This window comes from Paenibacillus sp. FSL R5-0636, assembly GCF_037974255.1.
Lineage (GTDB): Bacteria > Bacillota > Bacilli > Paenibacillales > Paenibacillaceae > Paenibacillus_AQ > Paenibacillus_AQ odorifer.
This window is the reverse complement of sequence record NZ_CP150232.1, coordinates 750,677-771,864: the sequence shown is the minus strand read 5'-3', so window position 1 is coordinate 771,864 and position 21,188 is coordinate 750,677. Positions and strand designations below refer to the sequence as shown.

Annotated in this window: 18 protein-coding genes and 1 pseudogene; 2 read left to right on the top strand and 17 right to left on the bottom strand. The window is 47.4% G+C overall.

The annotated features are described in order from the left end of the window. Window positions 1-9: 9 nt before the first annotated feature. From MKX34_RS03395 to MKX34_RS03370, 6 genes and pseudogenes are all read right to left on the bottom strand, one after another. Window positions 10-627 (bottom strand): DUF47 family protein, encoded by a 618-nt coding sequence (locus MKX34_RS03395; protein ID WP_036686871.1) that lies wholly within the window; start codon window positions 625-627, stop codon window positions 10-12. 202 nt (window positions 628-829) lie between these two features. Beyond that, on the bottom strand, window positions 830-1,294 hold the full coding sequence (locus tag MKX34_RS03390; protein WP_339204409.1) for a DUF3048 C-terminal domain-containing protein: 465 nt from the start codon (window positions 1,292-1,294) through the stop codon (window positions 830-832). Continuing rightward, window positions 1,275-1,928 (bottom strand): DUF3048 domain-containing protein, encoded by a 654-nt coding sequence (locus MKX34_RS03385; protein ID WP_339204408.1) that lies wholly within the window; start codon window positions 1,926-1,928, stop codon window positions 1,275-1,277. Before MKX34_RS03385 ends, MKX34_RS03390 begins: the two co-directional genes overlap by 20 nt. A 203-nt stretch (window positions 1,929-2,131) precedes the next feature. Continuing rightward, window positions 2,132-2,908 (bottom strand): class III extradiol ring-cleavage dioxygenase, encoded by a 777-nt coding sequence (locus MKX34_RS03380; RefSeq protein ID WP_038568677.1) that lies wholly within the window; start codon window positions 2,906-2,908, stop codon window positions 2,132-2,134. Between the two features lie 85 nt (window positions 2,909-2,993). Beyond that, window positions 2,994-3,825, bottom strand: a pseudogene (locus tag MKX34_RS03375) (alpha/beta fold hydrolase). A gap of 1,271 nt (window positions 3,826-5,096) precedes the next feature. Then, complete coding sequence (locus MKX34_RS03370; protein WP_036680885.1) at window positions 5,097-5,297, bottom strand: hypothetical protein; 201 nt, start codon at window positions 5,295-5,297, stop codon at window positions 5,097-5,099. Window positions 5,298-5,480: 183 nt separating this feature from the next. Between MKX34_RS03370 and MKX34_RS03365 the strand changes: the two genes are divergently transcribed. Continuing rightward, the gene (locus MKX34_RS03365; protein ID WP_036680887.1) at window positions 5,481-6,143 is read left to right on the top strand and encodes a DUF1129 family protein; all 663 of its coding nucleotides are present in this window, start codon (window positions 5,481-5,483) and stop codon (window positions 6,141-6,143) included. 50 nt (window positions 6,144-6,193) lie between these two features. After that, the gene (locus MKX34_RS03360) at window positions 6,194-7,132 is read left to right on the top strand and encodes a hypothetical protein (protein ID WP_081384029.1); all 939 of its coding nucleotides are present in this window, start codon (window positions 6,194-6,196) and stop codon (window positions 7,130-7,132) included. 87 nt (window positions 7,133-7,219) lie between these two features. Here the strand turns inward: MKX34_RS03360 and ilvA are convergent, their stop codons facing one another. From ilvA to MKX34_RS03305, 11 genes are all read right to left on the bottom strand, one after another. Then, the gene (gene ilvA, locus MKX34_RS03355) at window positions 7,220-8,482 is read right to left on the bottom strand and encodes a threonine ammonia-lyase IlvA (protein ID WP_076104158.1); all 1,263 of its coding nucleotides are present in this window, start codon (window positions 8,480-8,482) and stop codon (window positions 7,220-7,222) included. Window positions 8,483-8,640: 158 nt separating this feature from the next. Continuing rightward, the gene (locus MKX34_RS03350; RefSeq protein WP_076104159.1) at window positions 8,641-9,936 is read right to left on the bottom strand and encodes an SEC-C metal-binding domain-containing protein; all 1,296 of its coding nucleotides are present in this window, start codon (window positions 9,934-9,936) and stop codon (window positions 8,641-8,643) included. Between the two features lie 287 nt (window positions 9,937-10,223). Further along, window positions 10,224-11,489, bottom strand: a complete 1,266-nt coding sequence (purD, locus tag MKX34_RS03345) for a phosphoribosylamine--glycine ligase (RefSeq protein WP_076104160.1) — start codon at window positions 11,487-11,489, stop codon at window positions 10,224-10,226. Between the two features lie 23 nt (window positions 11,490-11,512). Further along, entirely contained in the window at window positions 11,513-13,060 is a 1,548-nt protein-coding gene (purH, locus tag MKX34_RS03340) for a bifunctional phosphoribosylaminoimidazolecarboxamide formyltransferase/IMP cyclohydrolase (RefSeq protein ID WP_036680898.1), read from the bottom strand. A 206-nt stretch (window positions 13,061-13,266) separates the two neighbouring features. Further along, the gene (gene purN, locus MKX34_RS03335) at window positions 13,267-13,884 is read right to left on the bottom strand and encodes a phosphoribosylglycinamide formyltransferase (protein ID WP_076104161.1); all 618 of its coding nucleotides are present in this window, start codon (window positions 13,882-13,884) and stop codon (window positions 13,267-13,269) included. Then, complete coding sequence (gene purM / locus MKX34_RS03330) at window positions 13,884-14,924, bottom strand: phosphoribosylformylglycinamidine cyclo-ligase (RefSeq protein ID WP_076104162.1); 1,041 nt, start codon at window positions 14,922-14,924, stop codon at window positions 13,884-13,886. The genes purN and purM overlap by 1 nt, the downstream gene beginning before the upstream one ends. A gap of 365 nt (window positions 14,925-15,289) precedes the next feature. Beyond that, entirely contained in the window at window positions 15,290-16,786 is a 1,497-nt protein-coding gene (purF, locus tag MKX34_RS03325) for an amidophosphoribosyltransferase (RefSeq protein WP_036680905.1), read from the bottom strand. Next, window positions 16,771-19,017, bottom strand: coding sequence for a phosphoribosylformylglycinamidine synthase subunit PurL (gene purL / locus MKX34_RS03320; RefSeq protein WP_076104163.1), 2,247 nt, complete (start codon window positions 19,015-19,017; stop codon window positions 16,771-16,773). Before purL ends, purF begins: the two co-directional genes overlap by 16 nt. Then, the gene (gene purQ / locus MKX34_RS03315) at window positions 18,995-19,684 is read right to left on the bottom strand and encodes a phosphoribosylformylglycinamidine synthase subunit PurQ (protein WP_076297332.1); all 690 of its coding nucleotides are present in this window, start codon (window positions 19,682-19,684) and stop codon (window positions 18,995-18,997) included. Before purQ ends, purL begins: the two co-directional genes overlap by 23 nt. Before the next feature lie 5 nt (window positions 19,685-19,689). Continuing rightward, window positions 19,690-19,935, bottom strand: coding sequence for a phosphoribosylformylglycinamidine synthase subunit PurS (purS, locus tag MKX34_RS03310; protein WP_036680912.1), 246 nt, complete (start codon window positions 19,933-19,935; stop codon window positions 19,690-19,692). A 124-nt stretch (window positions 19,936-20,059) separates the two neighbouring features. Then, window positions 20,060-20,950, bottom strand: coding sequence for a phosphoribosylaminoimidazolesuccinocarboxamide synthase (locus MKX34_RS03305; RefSeq protein WP_076104164.1), 891 nt, complete (start codon window positions 20,948-20,950; stop codon window positions 20,060-20,062). Between the last annotated feature and the right edge of the window lie 238 nt (window positions 20,951-21,188).

The window sequence follows — 21,188 nt, the reverse complement described above, 5'->3', positions numbered from 1 at the left end:
TAGTACCCCTTATGAGTTGCGCATGATGATCGATTCCAACATGTTGGCTACATCTTCACATTTGTCTGTAGTGGTCTCGAGCCGCTCATACAGTTCCTTGCGTTTAATCAGCTCAATCGGGTCTTTTACAGTTTCGAACAGGACCTTAGTACAAATACGCAGCACTTCGTCCCCTTGATTCTCAAGGTCATTCAGACGGATTGTATATTCACGGATCGCCAACAATTTCTTCTGGGAGAGCAAATGAACCGCTTTTTGGATTTCATAAGCACACTGACGAAGGATTTCGGCGAATTGTACAATGTATTCATCCGGGTCAAGAAGGTTGTACATATAGAAACGTGAGGCGGATGCCTCCAGACCATCGATGACATCATCCATGCTTGTGATCAAGTCCATAATGTCGTCACGTTCAAGCGGCGTAATAAACGTCTTGTTCAATTCTTTGATAACGGTGTGAGTGTAAGTATCACATTGGGATTCGTACTTTTTCATCTCTGCAGCGAAATTATCAACATTATTCCGGAGATCAGTGATATTCTGAGCAAAATAATCTGCAGCTTGGACAATAGTATCGGCCATATTTTCCAGCGTCTCAAAGAATATGTCCTTTTTTCTCAACTTCATTGTTTTAAACCCCTTTACATAAAATTACCGTGAATACAGAGCCATTCATATGTAAAAAGCATGAAAATGAATGACAACCCTTGTTATCTTATCATATCCGTACAAGGTATAGAAGCTATAGAAATGAACTTTTTTACACTCTATTAACACATACCCATTATTCCGAACACAAATCTGTATAACACTGGATATTCCGACTTTCTTATGTTGTACCATCCGCCCCGCCATATACCACATGACTGCTAAATGAAGGCGCATTAGGGACCACCAAAATATGGGTAATTCCTGGATACATCAGCTCTTCTTTTCCATCCCTCACAAAGCGGATCACATCCCCTGGTTCACGCGACCATCTGCCTTGGGTGACCTGTCCCCGCTGAAAAAGCAACGCTTCCCCGCCAAGCTCCACATCAATCTGAAGTCTTCCGACATCATCAAGCACTTTATGATCCGCTCCTATAACCATAACATTGGCCGCTTCCACCGGATTATCGTTATTTAGATCCAAATGAGGTTTGTCATTCACATAACGCTGATAGGTCTGACGTTTAGTATCATATTTATAGTCAACTTTATAACTTTTGAGCAGATAGTTTATGCTAAATTCAGCGGCTTTCTCTCCGTCCGCCGGTATGTAATCTGGATTATTAAAAATATACCCGGGCACCTTCACACTTTGCGCAAACCCAAGCTTCTCGGTACCTTCCCGCAGTTTGGGCTGCGTTGCTGTACAGGTTATGTGGTGCTTTTCGCGCTTTATCCCGCCAAAAATAAGCTCCGGCACGGCCGATCTCGTCCATATCTTCTTTTTTCTCTTTTTGCAAAATGGCATAAGCCGCCGGACTCCCTCCGGCATGCACCGTCACACCACCATAGCTCTCGCCAATATCAAGCAGATAGGGGCGGATGCTGCGAATCGGTCCGATTTTCACCACACCTGTATGGCTCTGAAAAATACCAATCAAACGCGTAATGCCACCTTCGGCAAGAATTTCATACAAAATATCTGCTTCACTAACCCCCGATTGCGGCCGAGCGGCAGGAGCATTATTTATCATTACGGCCAAGGGACGTGGAAGACTGTCTTCAGAAACTGGAAGACCTGTTAATCCGGATACGAGCTCAGCAGCGGGATCAATAGTAGGTGAGGGTTGAATCGTTTCGATAGGCGTGGGCTCTGCGGTAGGTCGCTGTGTCGGGGTGATCTCATTATTTGCACTCTGTGTTCCGCAAGCGGAGAGCAATAGGGTGGTCAATACAATGGCAGATAACAGACGGGAAGAAGAGCAATTTACTTTCATAAGCTTGTAGTTCCTCCTAAACGTTTTATGAAACTCACTGATTCCTTCCATTTAATCACAGTCAGTCCCATTTGTCTTGATTACCTACTCCCTTTTTCATAGCAAGCATAAGGAAATTTTATAGCATGGAATAGATAAATTCTTATATTAAAAAAAGGGTACAGCCATTGCGGCTGCACCCTGCGGGTCTCTTATTCATTCAGTTAGTCTAGCTTCCAGCAATTCAGACTTAATGTCCCATACTGATAAGCCTGAAAAATACGCTCTGCCTTCCTGCTGCCATCCGCTGTTCCCATCGCGTAAAAGAGAGGTGCAAAATGCTCTCTTCCATAAGAAGGAACCGCATCGCGTACATGTGGAGCTTTTTTCTCATACGCAAAAAGTGAAGGCAAATCCCAGGCTTCTAGTCCCTTGGCAATCCAGGCATCGAATTCAAGTGCCCAATCCTCAGGCTGCTCACTTTCACTTAGCATCCGCAAATTGTGAACAAGTCCACCGCTTCCAATCAGCAGTATGCCTTCGTCACGAAGCGGCGCTAACATCCGCCCGATATTGTATTGCTCCTTGGGAGAGCGCAGGGAATCGACGGATAAAGCAACTACCGGAATGTCGGCGTTCGGGAACATTTTTTTCAGTATCACCCAGACTCCATGATCGAGTCCTCGCCCCAGAACGGGCTGATGTGAAAGATTGTTATCCTTGAAGAGCTCAGAAATCCGTCTTGTTAGGGCCGGATCGCCCGGGGCCGGATAGGTCAGCGTGTAAACTTCTTCAGGGAATCCGTAGAAGTCATGCTGTGTCTCGTGCAGTTCATCAACGGTAAGTAGCTGTTCAGGGCTATCCCAGTGCGCTGAGAAAACTACTATACCGCGTGGCGCTTCAAGTTCTTGACCAAGCCGCTCCAGAAAACGGGTATACTCGTTATCCTCCAGTGCGAGGAGCGGAGAACCGTGCGCAATAAAAAATGACGGTAATTTCATAGGATGCCAACCTCCATAACCCAGTATATGGTGTGCATCTTTATTTTACCGCTTATTGCAAGTTAATGCGAATAAAAACCTTCTCCTAAATCATCCAATTCTGCCACTCTGTCTGCAGATGCTCTTGTTCATTCATCCATTCTATAGTCCGCTTAAGCAGCCTGCTGCTGTGCCGGTCCAGAAGAAAAGGTGTGATCCCCTTGAAAAATGATCTCTTTATCGCAACGTCCTTCGGGACGTGTCCAGAACAGTTTCTGGTAAAGAAAAGCGTAATCCACCGGAATGACATCATCAGAGGTGCCATGGATAACGAGTACATCGCCGCTAAATTTGCTCGCTTCTTGAAAGGGCTGAAATGCCGCCAAAGAATTAAAATATACCGGCGTAAACGAGTAGCCCACATAATCGGCTGATCCATTCTTCACAGCGCGATCATACGCCTCCCGCCCTACAATTTTCACAATATCATTGAAAGGATAACCCACAGAGGCCCATAACACGAGATTCTTCACGCGGCGATCGCGAATACTTGTCAGCAGCGCCACCGCGCCACCGAGGCTATGGCCAATCAGCGTCACCCGCTGTGGGTCCACATCAGCAGAGCTAATTCCGTAATCCAGCACTGCTCTAGTCTGAGCGATCATCGATTCCATGTCTTCACCGCCATAATTCCCGCTGCTCTCGCCGCAGCCCGCATAATCAAAACGAATAACCATATATCCCTCTTGTGCCAGCTCACGAGCCGCCTTCACAAAAATCCGGTCTACACCAATCCGATTCCCCACAAATCCGTGGCAGATCACGGCTAATGGCAGTCTATCCTTGCAACGCGAAGAGGTTCCCTTCTCTTTGTTCGGGTAATGTATGCTCGCAGTCAATTCTTCTCCGTTATGCCGGATTACAATATTCCGTTCCATTGCCGCATCCTCCTATAATTATAATTATATTAATAATTTAATTTATTTTAATTTATTAGAATTCCGATTAACTTAGTATGAATTATAATCTAATTATAAAGATTTCGTTCATATTGTCAACAGCAAGGGGACAATTCTTAATAATCTGCGGGGAGTATTGGGCATTAGAGTCTGCACGACAAACAGGGTGCCCTGTAAGATATGAACATGACTCTGGGGCGCACACGTCGAGTGGATTGGAACCTACCTCTTAAACCTCTAAACGCCAACCTTTGTTGGATTAGTTAATAATCGCGATTCAGTAGCTCCTTCGGACTCAGCAGCTTCATCGGACTCACCTGCTCCAGCGGACTCAGTAGCTCTATAGGACTCAGAAGACCCTATTCGCAGATTTAGCACACTTTTTGAATTCTATCGGACCCCATAGTCGCTATCACCCTGTAAAACAGCAAATACGAGCTACTTTTCGAGCAATAGCGTCACTGGGGTCCGAAACTGTGCTGAAAAGGCGATAATTTGGCTAATAACGTCATCTGAGTCCGAAAGATGATGAATCTAAGACAACCGGGGGCTCTGGGAGCTCTGGGATTCCCGGGTTCCGGGGGTGCTTGGGTTTGGCTTTGGCTTTGGGTATGAGAACCCCACCAAAAAAAAGAGCAGCGATCCCCAGATCGGAGGATAGCTGCTCTGTTGTTTTTTCGAGATGAATGACCAGGGTTGTTAATCAATCGTAGCTGTCGTTAAACATCTCATGGGTTTCATGGTCGCCTTCCCAATCCTTAAGCAAGCCCTCGGGGGTATCTTCCGCGGAAATCCCGCTGCTGAATCCATCGGATTCAGCAGCTCTATAGGACTCAGAAAACCTATTCGCAGATTTAGCACACTTTTTGAATTCTATCGGACCCCATAGTCGCTATCACCCTGTAAAACAGCAAATACAAGCTTCTTTTCGAGCAATAGCGTCACTGGAGTCCGAAACTGTGCTGAAAAGGCGATAATTTGGCAAATAACGTCATCTGAGTCCGAAAGATGGTGGATGCTACGACAACCGGGGGTCTGGGGTTCGGGGGTGCTTGAGGTTTGGGTTTGGGTTTGGGTTTGGGTTTGGGTTTGGGTTTGGGTTTGGGTTTGGGTTTGGGTTTGGGTTTGGGTTTGGGTTTGGGTTTGGGTTTGGGTTTGAGAACCCCACCAAAAAACACAGAGCAGCGATCCCCAGTATCGGAGGATCGCTGCTCTGTTGTTTTTTCAAGATGAATGGCCAGGGTTGTTAATCAATCGTAGCTGTCGTTAAACATCTCATGGGTTTCATGGCTGCCTTCCCAATCCTTAAGCAAGCCCTCGGGAGCATCTTCTGCGGAATCCCACATGCTGAATCCATCGGAGCCGCCCCAATCCCCCATTGAATTATTGGGCGTAGGCTCGAAACCGTTGCCCATGGATCTTCCCTGTTCTTTCTTGTTCTCATGTTCCATAAAGCTTCCAACCTTTCCCAATGCTATATTGATCAAGCAACAACATTATCAGTGTTCACTCTTCTAAAAGGATTATGCATATCGCCATAGAAATGGTTGTCCTTGCGTAGACCTGTCATGCAAAAGTATACTCTAGGTTAAAGACTATACCGATTAACAACACTGGAGGTTTACATCCAAATTATGAAAGTGAAAGATATGATTAAGGAAAATAACGCCCTGCGTGAGCAGTTGACGCCCTTCAATCGCTCCTATTTAGAAGATATGATCCTTGCAATGCGGGCCAGTCGAATTGACACCCTGCGCGGAGAAGAACTTTTGCTGGATGCGGCCAAGCTGCTGTTGAAGGAACAACGTAAAGGGAAAAATGCCAAGCAAGTATTCGGCGAGAATCCGCACGATTATTTTAAAGAAATCATAGACAGTGTTCCCGGGCGCCCGGTGCGCAGTAAATGGAACTATTACTTGATGATTCCCTGCGCAGCTCTGACCTGTCTTTTTGGGATATTGGCAATCGGTGGACTCTTCTTCCAATGGACTGACGATTCACCTGGAATGTTCGGACAGATCAGCCTTTTCACCCTGCTCGCTGTGGGAGTAGGCTCCATTATCTTAATTGAACTGATTATGAAATGGATGTCTTCCTTGTCGGAAAGCGATGCACCCAGTGCCAAGCCTTTTGATATAAAAAGCCTTGGAATTTATATTGGCATCGCAGTAGCTGCTGTATTTATCGGCATGTTCCTCGATCGGTTATTTCCGGTCATTACAATATCCCCGTGGGTAAGCTTAATTCTGTGCATCATTGGGGGGTTGGGACTGAAATTTATATTTTTCAAAAAATAAATACCTAGGCTGAAAACTTTATTCCATCCGATAGATAGGGGGAAACTTCCATGATTAAGAAGCATCATATTCTCTACTCCGTTCTAGCTATAGCCTTAGGGCTAGGCATATTGCCCAGTGCTATTCACGCCGAAGGTGCTACCAGCCCTCCTGGGGAAGGCGCTAAGGCAATTCCTCAAGCAGCTAGCAATAATCATGCAGAGGCTGTCTATAAAGCTGCATTACCGCTGTTATCTACCTCTGACAAGTTACCCGAAGCCATAAAATATTTGAACTCCAATATGTATGCGGTAGGGTCATATCGTGCAACAATGATGACCCTGAAGCTTGAGAATCTGCATAAAGCTGCGCTGCAAGCCTGGGAAAGTAAATTCAGTACCAGCACTGTCCAGCGGAAGCTCACCGCCATTTATAAAGCAGGCGCCAGCATGTCGTCTCTTGCCGCTATTACTGATGATCTCCAGCTGCGTACACTGCTTAAAAGTGCCAGCGAAAGCGGATATAAGCTGGAGACAGCAGAGGGTACTTTTTTCCCGGTGATCGATTATGGAGCTTACCGCAAGTACAAGCTATACGTTACCAATGATATCAGCGCTTATATTACCATTATGGCAACCGAATCGGACCTGCCCTCTTCCAAGGACAACGGGCTAGTTATCGCCTGGACTGAGGTTGCAGCCAGAGCTTTATCTCAAGAGCAATTCATTCAAAATCATCCGAAGTCAAACCGAATTTCTGCTGTAAAAGCCTTGTACACTATGTATGTGAATAATACGTTTTACGGCCAGAATAACACTCCTCTCTTCCATTATGACAATCTGGAAATGGATTTGGAGGCGCAAAAGGCTTACTCCAGTATTCTGACCAAAAATAATGACAGCAGCCCATTTCTACAAAAGCTGGATAGCTTCATGAAATTAATGAAAGACAATAGCTACAAATTGACCGATGAGGTCGAGCAATATCGTAAAACTTCGTTACCTCTCTAATAAAGAAATCACAAAAGCCCGTCCCTAAAATGAATAGGGACGGGCTTTTGCGTGTTCATTAACATGATTATTAAGTGGATGCGAGCATTAAATAAGGATGTTAAAGAGATTAGAATCCTTATTGATCTCTACATAATCGACGCCCTTCTGCTGCATCCGTTCGATGAGAGGTTCGTAGGCATCCGTTGACAATAATTCAATGCCCACAAGCGCGGGACCATTTTCTTTATCATGCTTCTTGATATACTCGAAACGGGTAATATCATCGTGAGGTCCAAGGATTTCGCCCAAGAACTCACGCAGCGCACCTGCCCGTTGCGGGAAGTTCACCATGAAATAGTGTTTTAAGCCTTCATAAATCAATGAACGCTCCTTGATCTCCTGCATCCGGTCAATATCGTTGTTCCCGCCGCTTATGATACAGACAACTGTTTTGCCGCGGATTTGATCACGATATTGATCAAGCGCTGCGATAGGCAGCGAACCTGCTGGCTCAACCACTATGGCATTCTCGTTATATAGTTCCAGAATCGTGGTACAAGCTTTGCCTTCAGGCACCATCACGATGTCATCCAGATGACGGGAACAAATATCATATGTCAGTCCGCCAACACGTTTTACAGCCGCTCCGTCCACGAACTTGTTAATTTCCTTTAGAGTCACCACTTCTCCAAGCTTGATCGCTTCCGTCATAGAAGCGGCTCCGAGTGGCTCCACACCAATCAACTTGGTAGAAGGACTAACTGTCTTCACATAGGTGGCTATACCCGCTGCCAGGCCGCCTCCACCAATGGTTACGAACATAAAGTCTGCAGGGTTGTCCAGACTCTCCATCACTTCCATTGCAATGGTGCCGTTGCCCGCAATGATTCGTGGCTCATCAAAGGGATGGATCAACGTCATCCCATGATCTATACAAGCTTGCAGTGCTTCATCATAAGCGTCATCAAAGGTATCGCCCTTCAGAATGACCTCAACAAACTCACCACCGAACCGCCGTACCTGCTTAACCTTCTGGTTAGGCGTAGTGCTTGGCATATAGACCTTGCCTTTAATTCCAAGCGCCTTACAGGAATAGGCTACGCCTTGTGCATGGTTGCCCGCACTTGCACAGACAATGCCTTTTGCTCTATCTTCTGCTGACAAACTACGAATCATATTATAAGCTCCGCGGATTTTGAAAGAACGTACAATCTGCAAATCCTCGCGCTTCAAATACACATCACAATCATACTTGGCTGACAGTACAGCATCACGTTGTAGGGGTGTCCGGATTATGACTTCACGCAGTACGTGATGAGCCCGCACAATATCTTCCATTCCTACGATTCGGTCTTCCTCTTCTCTCATAACCCTCTCGCCTCACTATCTATCTGTTATTCTACTTCTTGTAACATACTCTCCCGAGGACATTTTTTCAAGCATCCTAATCAGTGATAAAGAAAAAGAGACTAAAGGAACCCTATAGTCTCTTACTAATATTTGCTGTCTCTACGCTATGAAACCTACTAATCCTGTTGCTTCAGCATCCACTTCACCAGGTCTGGTAAGCTTGTCCACAAACGTGAATGTACAATAACATATTCGATAGCCTCGTTAGCGTCACCCACGCCTACAAAATCAGGCAGGTTATGCGGCAATCTTTTGATACCTAACAGATAATCCGGCACATGCTTGTTCACATTCTTCGCCACGCGGTAGAGCATTTTGAGCTGGGAAGTAATCCCGTTCTTCTTATATTCTAAAACCATACGGTCATATGCTACTGTTGCTGCTGCATCCTTGCCGAACTTCTCCAGTACCTTCTCGGTCTTCTTAAGCTTATTGGTGTAAAGGTACGTTGCCGTTAGAAGGTAACGCGCACCTGTGTTATCTTCTGGGTTCAATTCTAGAATGTGCTCCAGCGTCTTTTGTGCTTCTTCTGCATTTCCGCTAAACCAGCAGGAGTCAGCGTAGCTTTTGCAGATTCGAATGTACGAACGTGTCTCGTAAAGACTCCAGAAATGTCCTTTGTTCTCAGTGAAAAAAGCTTCTCCAAGCTCACGCGCACCCGCTTCCATCCCTGCTTTCAGATAAGCACGGGCATCTGCTTCATTCTCGGCTTCCTCAGCCAAAATGAGATAGGCGTCCGGACTGTCCGGATAAACTTCCAATGCCGCTTCTGCTAGCTGGATCCGACGATTGGATGCTTTAGTTTCCATTGCTTTTTGCAGCAAAGCCTGTTCCTGATCCTTCGGAGTGCCTGAAACGTTGAGCAAAAGTAATTCTTCCTCTGCCCCGCCCATGCCATACTGTTCGATATAATTAAGCATCTCTTTAACTTTTCTGGAGATGGTAGGTGCAGTAACCTCATGTTTGATCGCTAGATCAGCTTGAGTTTGAAGGAAACCATATTCCTCAGACAAGATAAATTCGATAGCCGCGCAGAAGGAGCCCATTTTCTTCACTGCAGGCTTGATGTGACGGGAATAACCATTCCATAGAACCAGACCTTCCCAGATTAGCTCCCGGTCATAGCTGTCTCTCATGGTCTCAATAAGGTGCATAGCCAATTGTTCATGTGCTGGATGCTCCCATTTCAGATCACGTGACACCTTTTTTTTGAGCGTGGTTAGGGTAAGTTTAGCTTCAGAAATGGCTGCCGCTTCTGGTTTCTCGGCCACAGCCACAGTAGCAGCGGATTCTTCCGTTGTTACCAGTCGCATGATGGATTCCACTGCAGAAGTTTCTTTCCCTAGGCAGCATTTCTTATATTTTTTCCCGCTTCCGCAAGGACACATATCATTTCTTCCAATCTTACTCAAAACGAATTCCCCCTTAAATCTGTGAGTAGCCATTCGCCATAAGCGTATCGCTAGTATGCACTATAAGTATCAACATTTTCAGGCACGAGGCATCCTTTATAAGGTTACTGCACAAAGTCTGAAGGACTCCGATTTAAAAGGGCCTTCCCATGATCGGAAAGGCCCTTATCTGTATATATCCGCACATTTTCCCCCGTACGTGTAGTATTATAGCACTTCTTCTATCACTTGTCAGTCCTTTTTTAGGACTTAAAGCGCAAAAAATTGCTAGATACAGTGCTTTATCCTTATACCAGAGCCTTCATAGCGATGTCGCTGCGATTCTGTTTCCCGGAAAAAGAGATTCCTTCAGCCCTAGCATAGGCTGCTGAACGAGCTTCGGCAATCGTAGCACCCAAGCCTACCACGCCTAAGACCCGTCCGCCGTCCGTTACCCAGCTGCCATCTGCCCCCCGTGCTGTACCGGCATGAAAGATCAGCCCTCCTTGGCTGTCCTCAAGCCCTTCAATCGGCACTCCTTTAGGATAAGAGCCTGGATATCCTCCAGAAGCGAGAACCACGCACACCGCTGCTTCGTCGCTCCATTCAATGTCGATATCCGCAAGTCTACCCTCGGTTACTGCCAAAAATATTTCTAATAAGTCGCTCTTCAATCTAGGCAGCACGACCTGTGTCTCCGGATCCCCAAACCGGGCATTAAATTCAATGGTCTTTGGTTTACCTTCTGGAGAAATCATCAGCCCTGCGAACAAAACGCCGCTAAACGAACGGCCTTCAGCTACCATAGCCTTGGCTGTTGGCTTAATGATGGTCTCAATCGCTTCTTGGATAATCGCCTCGTCGATATGCGGTAGAGGCGAATAGGTGCCCATTCCACCGGTATTAGGACCTTTATCTCCATCGTAAGCAGGCTTATGATCCTGAGCGGCAGCCATCGGACGAACTGTCTCTCCATCAACAAAAGCCAAAATCGACATTTCTTGACCCGCCAGGAACTCTTCAATGACAACCTGAGCGCCAGCTTCACCAAACACTTTGGTTACCATAATATCAGCTAGTGCCTGCTCTGCCTCTTCCCGTGAATAGGCAACGGTCACACCTTTTCCTGCGGCAAGCCCATCTGCCTTGATTACGATCGGCAGCGGTTGCTCGCGTAAGTAAGCCAGTGCAGCTTCGTAGCCATCAAATTTTTCATAGGCTGCTGTCGGAATATTATATTTGTGCAAAAGATCCTTCATAAAGGTTTTGCTGCCTTCGATCTCAGCTGCATTCTTGCGCGGACCAAACACAGGAATAGCCTGTGCTTCAAAAGCATCCACAATGCCCCCTGCTAACGGATCATCCGGTCCGATTACAACAAGACCTACTTCCTTCTCTTTTGCAAAAGCCGTCAGACGGTCGAACTCAAACACACCGATAGGCACACATTCTGCTAGCTGCGCGATCCCGGCGTTGCCGGGTGCGCAATAGATTTTACCAACCTTGGGGCTTTGGGACAGGCTCCAAATAATCGCATGCTCCCGGCCGCCGCCGCCAACCACTAAAATATCCATTAGAATAAAATCCTCCCAGCGTTCTAGTGTTTGAAATGACGGACGCCTGTGAAGACCATAGCAATTCCATACTCATTCGCGACCTTGATCGATTCTTCGTCTTTAATGGATCCGCCTGGCTGAATAACTGCGGTAATGCCTGCTTTGGCTGCCATTTCAAGCGTATCTCCCATTGGGAAGAAGGCGTCAGAGGCAAGGACTGATCCTTTGGACTTCTCGCCAGCTTGTTCAATTGCAATTTTAGCTGCGCCAACGCGGTTCATTTGCCCTGCACCTACGCCAACTGTCATATCATCCGCAGCTAATACGATCGCATTAGATTTCACATGCTTAACTACCTTCCAGCCGAACAACAGCTGTTTCAATTCTTCTTCGGTTGGCTTACGGTCCGTAACAACTTGTAGATCATCCGGGTTCACAGAATGCACATCGCTCTCCTGCACAACCATTCCTCCATCAATAGAGGTAACTACGAAGCTGCTCTTACGCGCACTAGCCGTGCTGAGATTGCCGATTTTGAGCAACCGCAGGTTCTTTTTCTTCGTAAGGATTTCCAGTGCTTCTTCCGTAAAGCCTGGCGCCAATACGATTTCGAGGAAAATCTCTTTCAGCAGATTAGCAGTGTCCGCGTCGATAATCCGGTTAGCGGCTACTATTCCGCCAAAGATAGAGGTTGGGTCTGCGTTGTAAGCTTTTTGATAAGCTTCGTATACACTTTCACCGACACCTACACCACAAGGATTCATATGTTTAATGGCTACGACAGCAGGTTCTTCAAATTCTTTCACGATTTGCAGCGCTGCGTTAGCATCGTTGATATTGTTGTAGGATAATTCTTTGCCATGCAATTGCTCAGCTGCTGTAAGAGTATCCCCCGCAGCCAAAGGCTTGCGATAGAAAGCTGCTTTTTGATGTGGATTCTCGCCATAGCGCAGATCCTGAATTTTCTCATAAGTCACGGTGTAGCGCTCAGGAAGCGGTTCGCCAGTAACATTAGCCAAATAATCGGAAATTAAGGCATCGTAAGCCGCCGTATGACGGAACACTTTTGCCGCAAGACGTTTGCGTGTTTCCAGCGTTGTATCTCCACCTGCGCGAACCTCTTCAAGCACTGTAGCATAGTCGTTAGCATCTACCACTACACTTACAAAAGCATGGTTCTTCGCCGCAGAACGCAGCATCGTCGGTCCGCCGATATCGATATTCTCGATGGCTTCTTCATACGATACATCCGGTTTAGCAATGGTTTCCGCGAACGGATACAGATTTACTACTACCAGATCAATGTAGTCCAGACCAAGCTCTTTCATTTGACGCGTGTGTTCCTCATTGTCACGAACCGCTAGCAATCCGCTGTGTACAGCCGGGTGCAAGGTTTTGACACGTCCATCCATGATTTCCGGGAATCCTGTAACATCGGAAATACCGATGACTGGAACACCTTCCTTAGCCAAAAGCGTGCTTGTTCCACCTGTGGAAATAATCTCTACGCCTAATGCAGACAACTCGCGGCAAAAATCCACGATACCTTGTTTATCCGATACGCTAACTAGCGCTCTTTTGATACTCACTTTGAATAGTCCTCCTTCGGGTTGTACGTGCGATTTAATGTGATGACATCTAAAAGCTTGGGAAATTACTATAAGAAAGAATCTGACTCTATTACCTACTACACGACACATAATGCCGCTTATGCAATATTTCCCGAGAAATACCCTGAAATCTCTCCGCCTGTCACCAAATGTCGATCCAAAACTTTGAATGACTACAGTGTGGCTTACTTTTCGCGGATAATCGTCTTTCTTCCACTCAGTTCCACTTTCCCGCTGGCAAAAGCGCCAACCACTTCAGGATATAACTCATACTCAACCTTATGAATCCGTTCCGCCAATGAATCCGCCGTGTCGTTATCCAACACAACTACGCTACGCTGAGCAATAACTGGCCCGGTATCCATACCTCCATCGACAAAATGCACAGTGACTCCCGTCAGCTTCACGCCATAATCCAGCGCTTGTCCGATCGCATCCTTTCCAGCAAAAGCAGGCAGCAGCGATGGGTGAATGTTAATAATCCGACCCGCATACGGCGTTAAAAGCACTGGTGTAATGAGGCGCATATACCCTGCCAGCACAACCAGCCCGATTTCCCGCCGCTGAAGCTCTGCTACAATCTCTGCTTCGTAGAGCTCACGGCTGGCGAAGTCTTTTGGCCGCAGCAGGAGGGCGGGAATTCCCGCATCCTCCGCACGTTGTGCTACAGGCGCTTCCGGCTTGTCCGAGACAAGCAATTCAATCCTGCCGTCTCCAAGCAAGCCTGCTCTCTGTGCCTCGATCAGTGCTGCAAAATTGCTGCCCTGCCCCGAAGCAAAAACAGCGATTCGACTTGATTGCATCACACTTCAGCTCCAGTAAAGGTTACTTTGCGTTCCCCTTCTGTTACTTTCCCAATGATATACGCCTCTTCTCCGCTAGCTTTAAGCAGTTCAAGAGCGCGTTCTCCATCAGCAGCGCTAACTACCAGAACAAGACCAATTCCCATATTAAAAGTAGTGAACATATCACGGTTGCTTACGTTACCTTTGTTCTGCATCAACCCGAAGATTGGCAGAATCGGCCACGATCCGTAATTGATCTCCACGTCTACATTATCAGGCAATACGCGTGGGATATTCTCGATGAATCCGCCACCCGTAATGTGAGCCATACCTTTTACCGGAAGCTGCTCCAGCAGTGCCAGCAAAGGCTTCACATAAATCTTAGTTGGTGCAAGGAGTACATCCGCCAGCGGAGCGCCAAGCTCAGGAAGCACGTCATTCAGACCATAACCCTCTTGCTCAAGCAAAAGCTTACGCACCAGCGAGAAGCCATTGCTGTGCACACCACTGGAAGCCAGACCAATCACTGTGTCTCCAGCAGCGATGTCAGCGCCTGTTACCAGCTTCGCTTTATCAGCTACGCCCACTGTGAATCCAGCGATATCATATTCACCTGCTGAATACATACCCGGCATCTCAGCCGTTTCGCCGCCAATCAGTGCACAACCCGCTTGGTGACAGCCTTCAGCGATTCCAGCTACGATAGCTTCGATTTTCTCCGGCACCACTTTGTCGCAAGCCAGATAGTCGAGGAAAAAGAGTGGCTCTGCGCCTTGCACTACGATGTCGTTCACGCACATAGCTACAGCATCGATGCCAATCGTGTCATGGCGATCCGCCGCGAATGCGATTTTGAGCTTTGTGCCTACACCATCGGTTCCCGATACAAGCACTGGCTCTTCATATTTATCTTTATTGAGGCCAAACAGCGCTCCGAACCCACCAAGATCCGTCATTACTTCTGGACGGTAAGTACGTTTTACGTGCTTTTTCATGCGTTCTACCGCTTCATTACCAGCCGCAATATCCACTCCGGCGTTTTTATAAGCTTCCGACACTATTGGACACCTCATCTTTTAATAGTTTAGAGCGCGTTTGGGCGCATTCGGCTTTTGGGTGGTTGTAGGGGAGTTACTGCGAGGAATGTTTGGACTTCCGATCGCTGTTATGCTCGAATTCCTTTGAATTTTTTACCGCTGAGCGGTAGAAATTCGAGCATAAAGGCGAACGCTAACGCTTCTACAGTTCCAAACTTCCTCTCCATAACTCCCTCCAACCACCGGTTTGTCCCTACTGCAAGCCGCAGTGCGCGCCTTGCACACGGACCTCAAGACCTCGGTGCATGAGCTGCGCCATGCAACCTCTTCTAGCGATATAAGCGAGTACCCACACTTTGCAAGGGAGACTTAGGGGGATGGCCCTACTAACAGCTGCAGCCATCTTTCTCTGCCCCGCCAAAATCCACCTGCGTCGGGTAATCATTATCAAAGCAAGAAAGGCAAAGTCCGCCTTTATAGTCATCTTTGTTGTGTCCACCAATGGAAGAGATTAAGCCTTCCGGCGACAAAAATGCCAAGGAATCGGCGTTGATCTCTTCGCACATTTCCTCAATGGTCTTGTAGGACGCGATGAGATCGCGGCGGTCTGGTGTATCAATGCCGTAGAAGCAAGGATTCTTGAACGGCGGTGAAGTAATCCGCACATGCACTTCAACAGCTCCCGCTTCCCGAAGCAGATTGACGATTCGGCGTGAGGTCGTGCCACGAACGATAGAATCATCGATCATAACGACACGTTTGCCATCAACTACACTGCGCACGGCGCTCAGCTTCATCTTCACACCTTGCTCACGCAGTTCTTGGCTCGGCTGGATGAAGGTCCGTCCAGTGTACTTATTCTTAATGAGCCCAAGCTCATAAGGAATTCCCGTTTGCTCGGCATACCCGATGGCTGCTGAAATACTGGAATCCGGCACACCGGTTACGAGATCAGCATCGACAAAAGCTTCCAGTGCCATGCGGCTACCCATCCGCTTACGGGCGGAGTGCAGGTTAGAGCCGTTCATATCACTGTCTGGGCGGGAGAAGTAAATATACTCCATCGCGCACAGCGCTTTACGTTTGGGTTCGGTAAAACGGTCCTCTAAGAGGCCGTTTTTGTCGAGGACTAGCAATTCGCCAGGCTCAATATCACGAACCAGCTGTGCCCCAATGACCTCTAATGCGCAGGACTCGGAAGCAAAAATATAAGCTTCACCAATCCGTCCCATCACTAGCGGACGCAAGCCATGGGAATCTGAAGCGACAATTAACTTGTCATTTGTCATAAGCAGAAAAGCAAACCCGCCAACGAGCTGCTGCAGCGCATCTTTTGCCGCTTCAACAAAATCCTTTGGCGAACGGGCAATCAGATGCGCCAGCACTTCTGTATCACTCGTAGTTTGAAAGATCGACCCGCTTTGCTCCAGCTGTTTGCGGATCAACGGTTCATTTACTATGTTGCCGTTCGTAGCAATCGCCAAATCGCCGTCACGATATTTAAATACCAGCGGCTGCGCATTGGTTAAGCGGCTGTCTCCACTAGTGGAATAACGTACATGCCCAATGGACATGTCTCCAACCAATGAGGCAATTTTGTCCTTGTCGAATACTTCTTTTACTAACCCCATCCCGCGGTGATAGTTGAAATCGCGACCGTCTGCTACGCAGATTCCCGCACTTTCTTCTCCACGGTGTTGTAAGGCGTGTAAGCCGTAATAAGACATGGACGCCGCTTCCGGGTGTCCGAAGACCCCGAAAACGCCGCATTCTTCTTTTAATGTGTCAAAAATATCTCCCGAGCCCGTTCCTTCATTGTAAAAGTCACCAGTCCACAGGATAGGAGTCTCCTGCTCTTTCCCGGTCTTTATTTCATAAGACATGGAATAGCATCCTCCCAAACGAATTTCAATTCTGCTACAGCTTCATCTAGTGCGGACACGCCGTCCAGATTTACGCGCAGTCTGTCTCCACCTACAGTTCCGATGTTCTCCACTGGAACACCGCTGGCTGCAATCGCTGCTTTCAGCTCTTCCGCACGTTCAGGAGCGGCTGTCAGCACAATGCGTGATTGGCTTTCGCTGAACAATGCTACATCAGATCTAAGACCGTTAGCTGAAAGCTCAACGTTCGCTCCGATTCCACCGCTGATACAGCTCTCTGCAAGTGCTACGGCAAGTCCACCTTCGGACAAGTCATGTGCGGAACGCACCAGACCGCCACGAATTGAGGTAAGGACTGCGTTCAGCAGTTTTTTCTCAGTAGCCAAATCCAAAGCCGGAGGACGACCTTCGGTCACACCATGAACAGCATATTGGAATTCACTGCCGCCCAGCTCAGCCTTGGTCACTCCCAGCAGAAGAATAGAATCTCCTTCTTGCTTGAACCCTTGAGTCGTAATATGATCCGTGTCCGCTACTAAACCAACCATGCCGACAACCGGCGTTGGATAGATGGAACCCGTAGTATTTTCGTTATAAAGACTGACATTACCACCGATAACCGGAGTATCCAGCACACGACAGGCTTCAGCCATACCATCAACCGCACGCTCCATTTGCCAGAACACATCAGGCTTCTCAGGATTTCCGAAGTTCAGGTTATCCGTAATAGCCAGCGGTTCAGCACCGGAACAAACGATGTTGCGTGCCGCTTCGCTGACTGCAATACGTCCGCCCACTTCAGGATCAAGATGAACATAACGGCCATTACAGTCTGTAGTCATCGCAAGTCCTTTACGAGTACCATGAATGGTAACTACAGCCGCGTCAGATCCAGGGCGTACAGCTGTGCTCGTCCGCACCATGTAATCGTATTGATTGTATACCCATGCTTTACTTGCTACGGTTGGTGATCCAAGTACTGTACGCAATGCACCGCCCAGATCTGTAACTTCCTCGTAACGAAGGGTATCTACCTTTTCATTCGCAATATAATAAGCAGGAACCTCAGAGGGTTTATTATATACTGGGCACTCATCCACGAGCGCCGTTACTGGCATGTCACCAACAACCTCGCCGTGATGATACAATTTCAAGCGGCCATCATCCGTAACTTTACCGACTTTACAGCAGATAACACCCCAGCGGTCAAAAATCTCTTGTGCCTGGGCCTCATCCTTCGGCTCAACGACGAACAACATCCGTTCTTGTGATTCTGAAAGCATCATTTCGTAAGGCGTCATGCCCTCTTCACGTTGTGGCACCTGATCAAGATATAGCTCCAGACCGTTGCCTGCTTTACTTGCCATCTCCGCACTAGAGCATGTAAGACCCGCTGCACCCATATCCTGAATCCCGATAACGATGCCGCTGTCGATCAGTTCTAGACAAGATTCCATTACGAGCTTTTCCATAAATGGATCGCCGACCTGTACAGCGGTACGTTTAGCTTCTGATTCCTCACTAAGCTCTACCGATGCAAAAGTAGCACCATGAATTCCATCACGTCCTGTAGGAGGGCCTACATAGAAGACTGGGTTGCCTACACCCTTAGCTACACCACGTTGGATTTTGTCATGATCGATCAGACCCACACACATTGCATTAACTAGCGGATTGCCATCATAGCTATCATCAAACATGATTTCGCCGCCAACCGTTGGAATCCCGATACAGTTACCATAACCAGCAATACCAGACACAACATGTTCGAACAAATATTTTACTCGATCACTTTCCAGCTTCCCGAAACGTAGTGAATTGAGGATTGCGATAGGTCTGGAGCCCATGGAGAAAATATCACGGATAATCCCGCCCACACCCGTTGCCGCACCTTGGAAAGGTTCTACCGCTGAAGGGTGGTTATGACTTTCGATTTTGAAAACAACCGCTTGGTTGTCACCGATATCTACAATCCCTGCGCCCTCGCCAGGTCCCATCAGGACACGTGGTCCGGAAATTGGGAAACGTTTCAGGAGTGGTTTGGAGTTCTTATAGGCACAGTGCTCGGACCACATTACGCTGAATACGCCGATTTCAGTGTAGTTCGGCAAACGTCCCATAAAAGACTTGATCAGCTCATATTCGCTGTCCGACACACCGAACTGGCTGTAAATTTTCTGCTCCGCAATCTGTTCTGCGGTCGGTTCCTTAACGGATACTTGCTGCGTCATGACGATCCCTCCAAGTCTTCAGTATGGATGTAAACATTCTTTTGCCGTCTTCTGAACCAAGTAAACTATTAGCCGCGCGCTCAGGGTGAGGCATCATGCCAACCACATTCCCTTGTACGTTACTAACACCCGCAATATCGGCTACGGAGCCGTTAGGATTATCGCTATAGGTAAACACGATCTGATTGTTAGCTTTCAGCTCTGCCAAAATCTCGTCATCACAATAGTAGTTTCCTTCACCGTGTGCGATTGGGATGATGATTTCTTCATCTTTAGCATAGTCAATAGTAAATGGGGTTTCATTATTAACAACCTTAAGCACTGTATCGTGACAGCGGAACTTCATCGACATGTTGCGGCGAAGCGCACCTGGCAGCAAACCAGCCTCAGTAAGAATTTGGAACCCATTGCAAATGCCCAGCACGTATTTCCCTTGCTCTGCTGCTTTAGCAACTTCCGCCATAACAGGAGCAAATCTGGAAATCGCGCCACAGCGCAGGTAATCACCATATGAGAATCCGCCTGGAACCAAAATGCAATCATACGCCGACAAATCCGTCGCTGTATGCCACACATAGTCGACTGGTTCGCCGAGACTGTCCTCTACCGCCTTGTAGCAATCAATATCACAGTTGGAGCCTGGGAAGACAAGTACAGCAAATTTCATGTCGTTTAGTCCTCCAATTCGTAGCGGTAATCCTCGATCACCGTGTTGGCAAGTAGCTTTTCGCACATTTCCTTGAGACGCACTTCCGCTTCAGCACGGTTATCCGTATCCAAAGTCAGCTCCATATATTTCCCGATACGCAAGCTTTCAACTTCTTGGAAGCCTACCGAATGAAGTGCTCCTTGTACTGCTACCCCTTGTGGATCAAGAACGCTTTTCTTTATGGTGACATATACCGTCGCTTTTAACATATGCTTGTAGTTCCTCCTAAATTTTAATGAGCATACCCTCTGAAACTGAAATTCTACAATGAGTACATTTAGCTTCAAAAATATATACTGAATTTATTCCCATGAGTGCACACACTATGTTGAACTATAAAGACTTGCCAGTAAGACGATGATAAATGTCCAGATAACGCCGTGTAGTTTCTTCTACTACTTCAGTTGGGAGCGGATCAGGTTTACTATTCTTATCCCAGGCAGATGCAGATAGATACGTACGAACAGGCTCTTTATCCATACTATCAATTTCAATATCAAGCGCGTATTTATCCTTAGCCCAGAAGCGGGAAGCATCCGGTGTAAAAATCTCATCGATCAGAATCACCTTGCCGTCCAACAAGCCGAATTCGAATTTGCAGTCCGCAAGAATGATCCCCCGCTCAGCACAATACTCTCTAGCAAAAGCGAACAGCTTTAAGCTCTTTTCCTGCAGCTCAAGCGCCAGATCAGCTCCGATTAATTCCTGCATTTTCTCAAACGGAATATCCTCATCGTGACCTACATCATTTTTAGCCGCAGGGGTAAAAATCGGCTCTGCCAGCAGCGCGTTTTTGCGGAGGTTAGCAGGAAGCTCAATACCATTTACCTTGCCTGTTTCTTGATACTGTCTCCAGCCGCCGCCAGTGATGCATCCACGCACTACGCATTCGATATCAATGCGCTCCGCTTTGCGTACCACCATGACACGGTTTCTGAGGGCCTCTTTGTCCTTAACTACGTCGCCAAGCAGATCCACATCGATATGAACGACATGATTCTCCATCAGCTCTTTAGTCTTTCCGAACCAGAACGCGCTCAGACGGTTAAGCACATTACCCTTTTCAGGGACCGCCGGGTCCAGCACATAGTCAAAAGCAGATATCCGATCCGTAACTACGATCAGTACATTTTCCCCTAAATCGTATAGCTCGCGAACCTTCCCTTTGTAGAGCAGCGGCGCATTGATGAGTTCCACGGCTGTGGATACGGCCGATGATGTCATGACCTTTCCTCCCTTGAACTAATGATCATTAATTATTACTTGAGCGAAAACGTCTCTTGCAAAATCGGAAATATCTGTTGGGTCAATCGGGCCACTACAAGAAATGTTTGGACTTCCGATCGCTGTTATCCTCAGATTTCCTGATTTGAACCACTGCCCGTGGTAGAAATCCGAGGATAAAGGCGAACGCTAACGCTTCTACAGTTCCAAAATTTCTCTCCGTTCCTTATCGACCAGT

What these genes read in the sequence shown, in the direction of transcription:
- MKX34_RS03305 (WP_076104164.1), bottom strand. Translation starts at nt 20,950, where the DNA reads ATGACATCATCGGCCGTATCCACAGCCGTGGAACTCATCAATGCGCCG.
- purD (WP_076104160.1), bottom strand. Translation starts at nt 11,489, where the DNA reads ATGGATATTTTAGTGGTTGGCGGCGGCGGCCGGGAGCATGCGATTATT.
- ilvA (WP_076104158.1), bottom strand. Translation starts at nt 8,482, where the DNA reads ATGAGAGAAGAGGAAGACCGAATCGTAGGAATGGAAGATATTGTGCGG.
- MKX34_RS03385 (WP_339204408.1), bottom strand. Translation starts at nt 1,928, where the DNA reads ATGAAAGTAAATTGCTCTTCTTCCCGTCTGTTATCTGCCATTGTATTG.
- purF (WP_036680905.1), bottom strand. Translation starts at nt 16,786, where the DNA reads ATGTCTTATGAAATAAAGACCGGGAAAGAGCAGGAGACTCCTATCCTG.
- MKX34_RS03365 (WP_036680887.1), top strand. Translation starts at nt 5,481, where the DNA reads ATGAAAGTGAAAGATATGATTAAGGAAAATAACGCCCTGCGTGAGCAG.
- MKX34_RS03360 (WP_081384029.1), top strand. Translation starts at nt 6,194, where the DNA reads ATGATTAAGAAGCATCATATTCTCTACTCCGTTCTAGCTATAGCCTTA.
- purS (WP_036680912.1), bottom strand. Translation starts at nt 19,935, where the DNA reads ATGTTAAAAGCGACGGTATATGTCACCATAAAGAAAAGCGTTCTTGAT.
- MKX34_RS03380 (WP_038568677.1), bottom strand. Translation starts at nt 2,908, where the DNA reads ATGAAATTACCGTCATTTTTTATTGCGCACGGTTCTCCGCTCCTCGCA.
- MKX34_RS03395 (WP_036686871.1), bottom strand. Translation starts at nt 627, where the DNA reads ATGAAGTTGAGAAAAAAGGACATATTCTTTGAGACGCTGGAAAATATG.
- purL (WP_076104163.1), bottom strand. Translation starts at nt 19,017, where the DNA reads ATGACGCAGCAAGTATCCGTTAAGGAACCGACCGCAGAACAGATTGCG.
- purQ (WP_076297332.1), bottom strand. Translation starts at nt 19,684, where the DNA reads ATGAAATTTGCTGTACTTGTCTTCCCAGGCTCCAACTGTGATATTGAT.
- MKX34_RS03370 (WP_036680885.1), bottom strand. Translation starts at nt 5,297, where the DNA reads ATGGAACATGAGAACAAGAAAGAACAGGGAAGATCCATGGGCAACGGT.
- purN (WP_076104161.1), bottom strand. Translation starts at nt 13,884, where the DNA reads ATGCAATCAAGTCGAATCGCTGTTTTTGCTTCGGGGCAGGGCAGCAAT.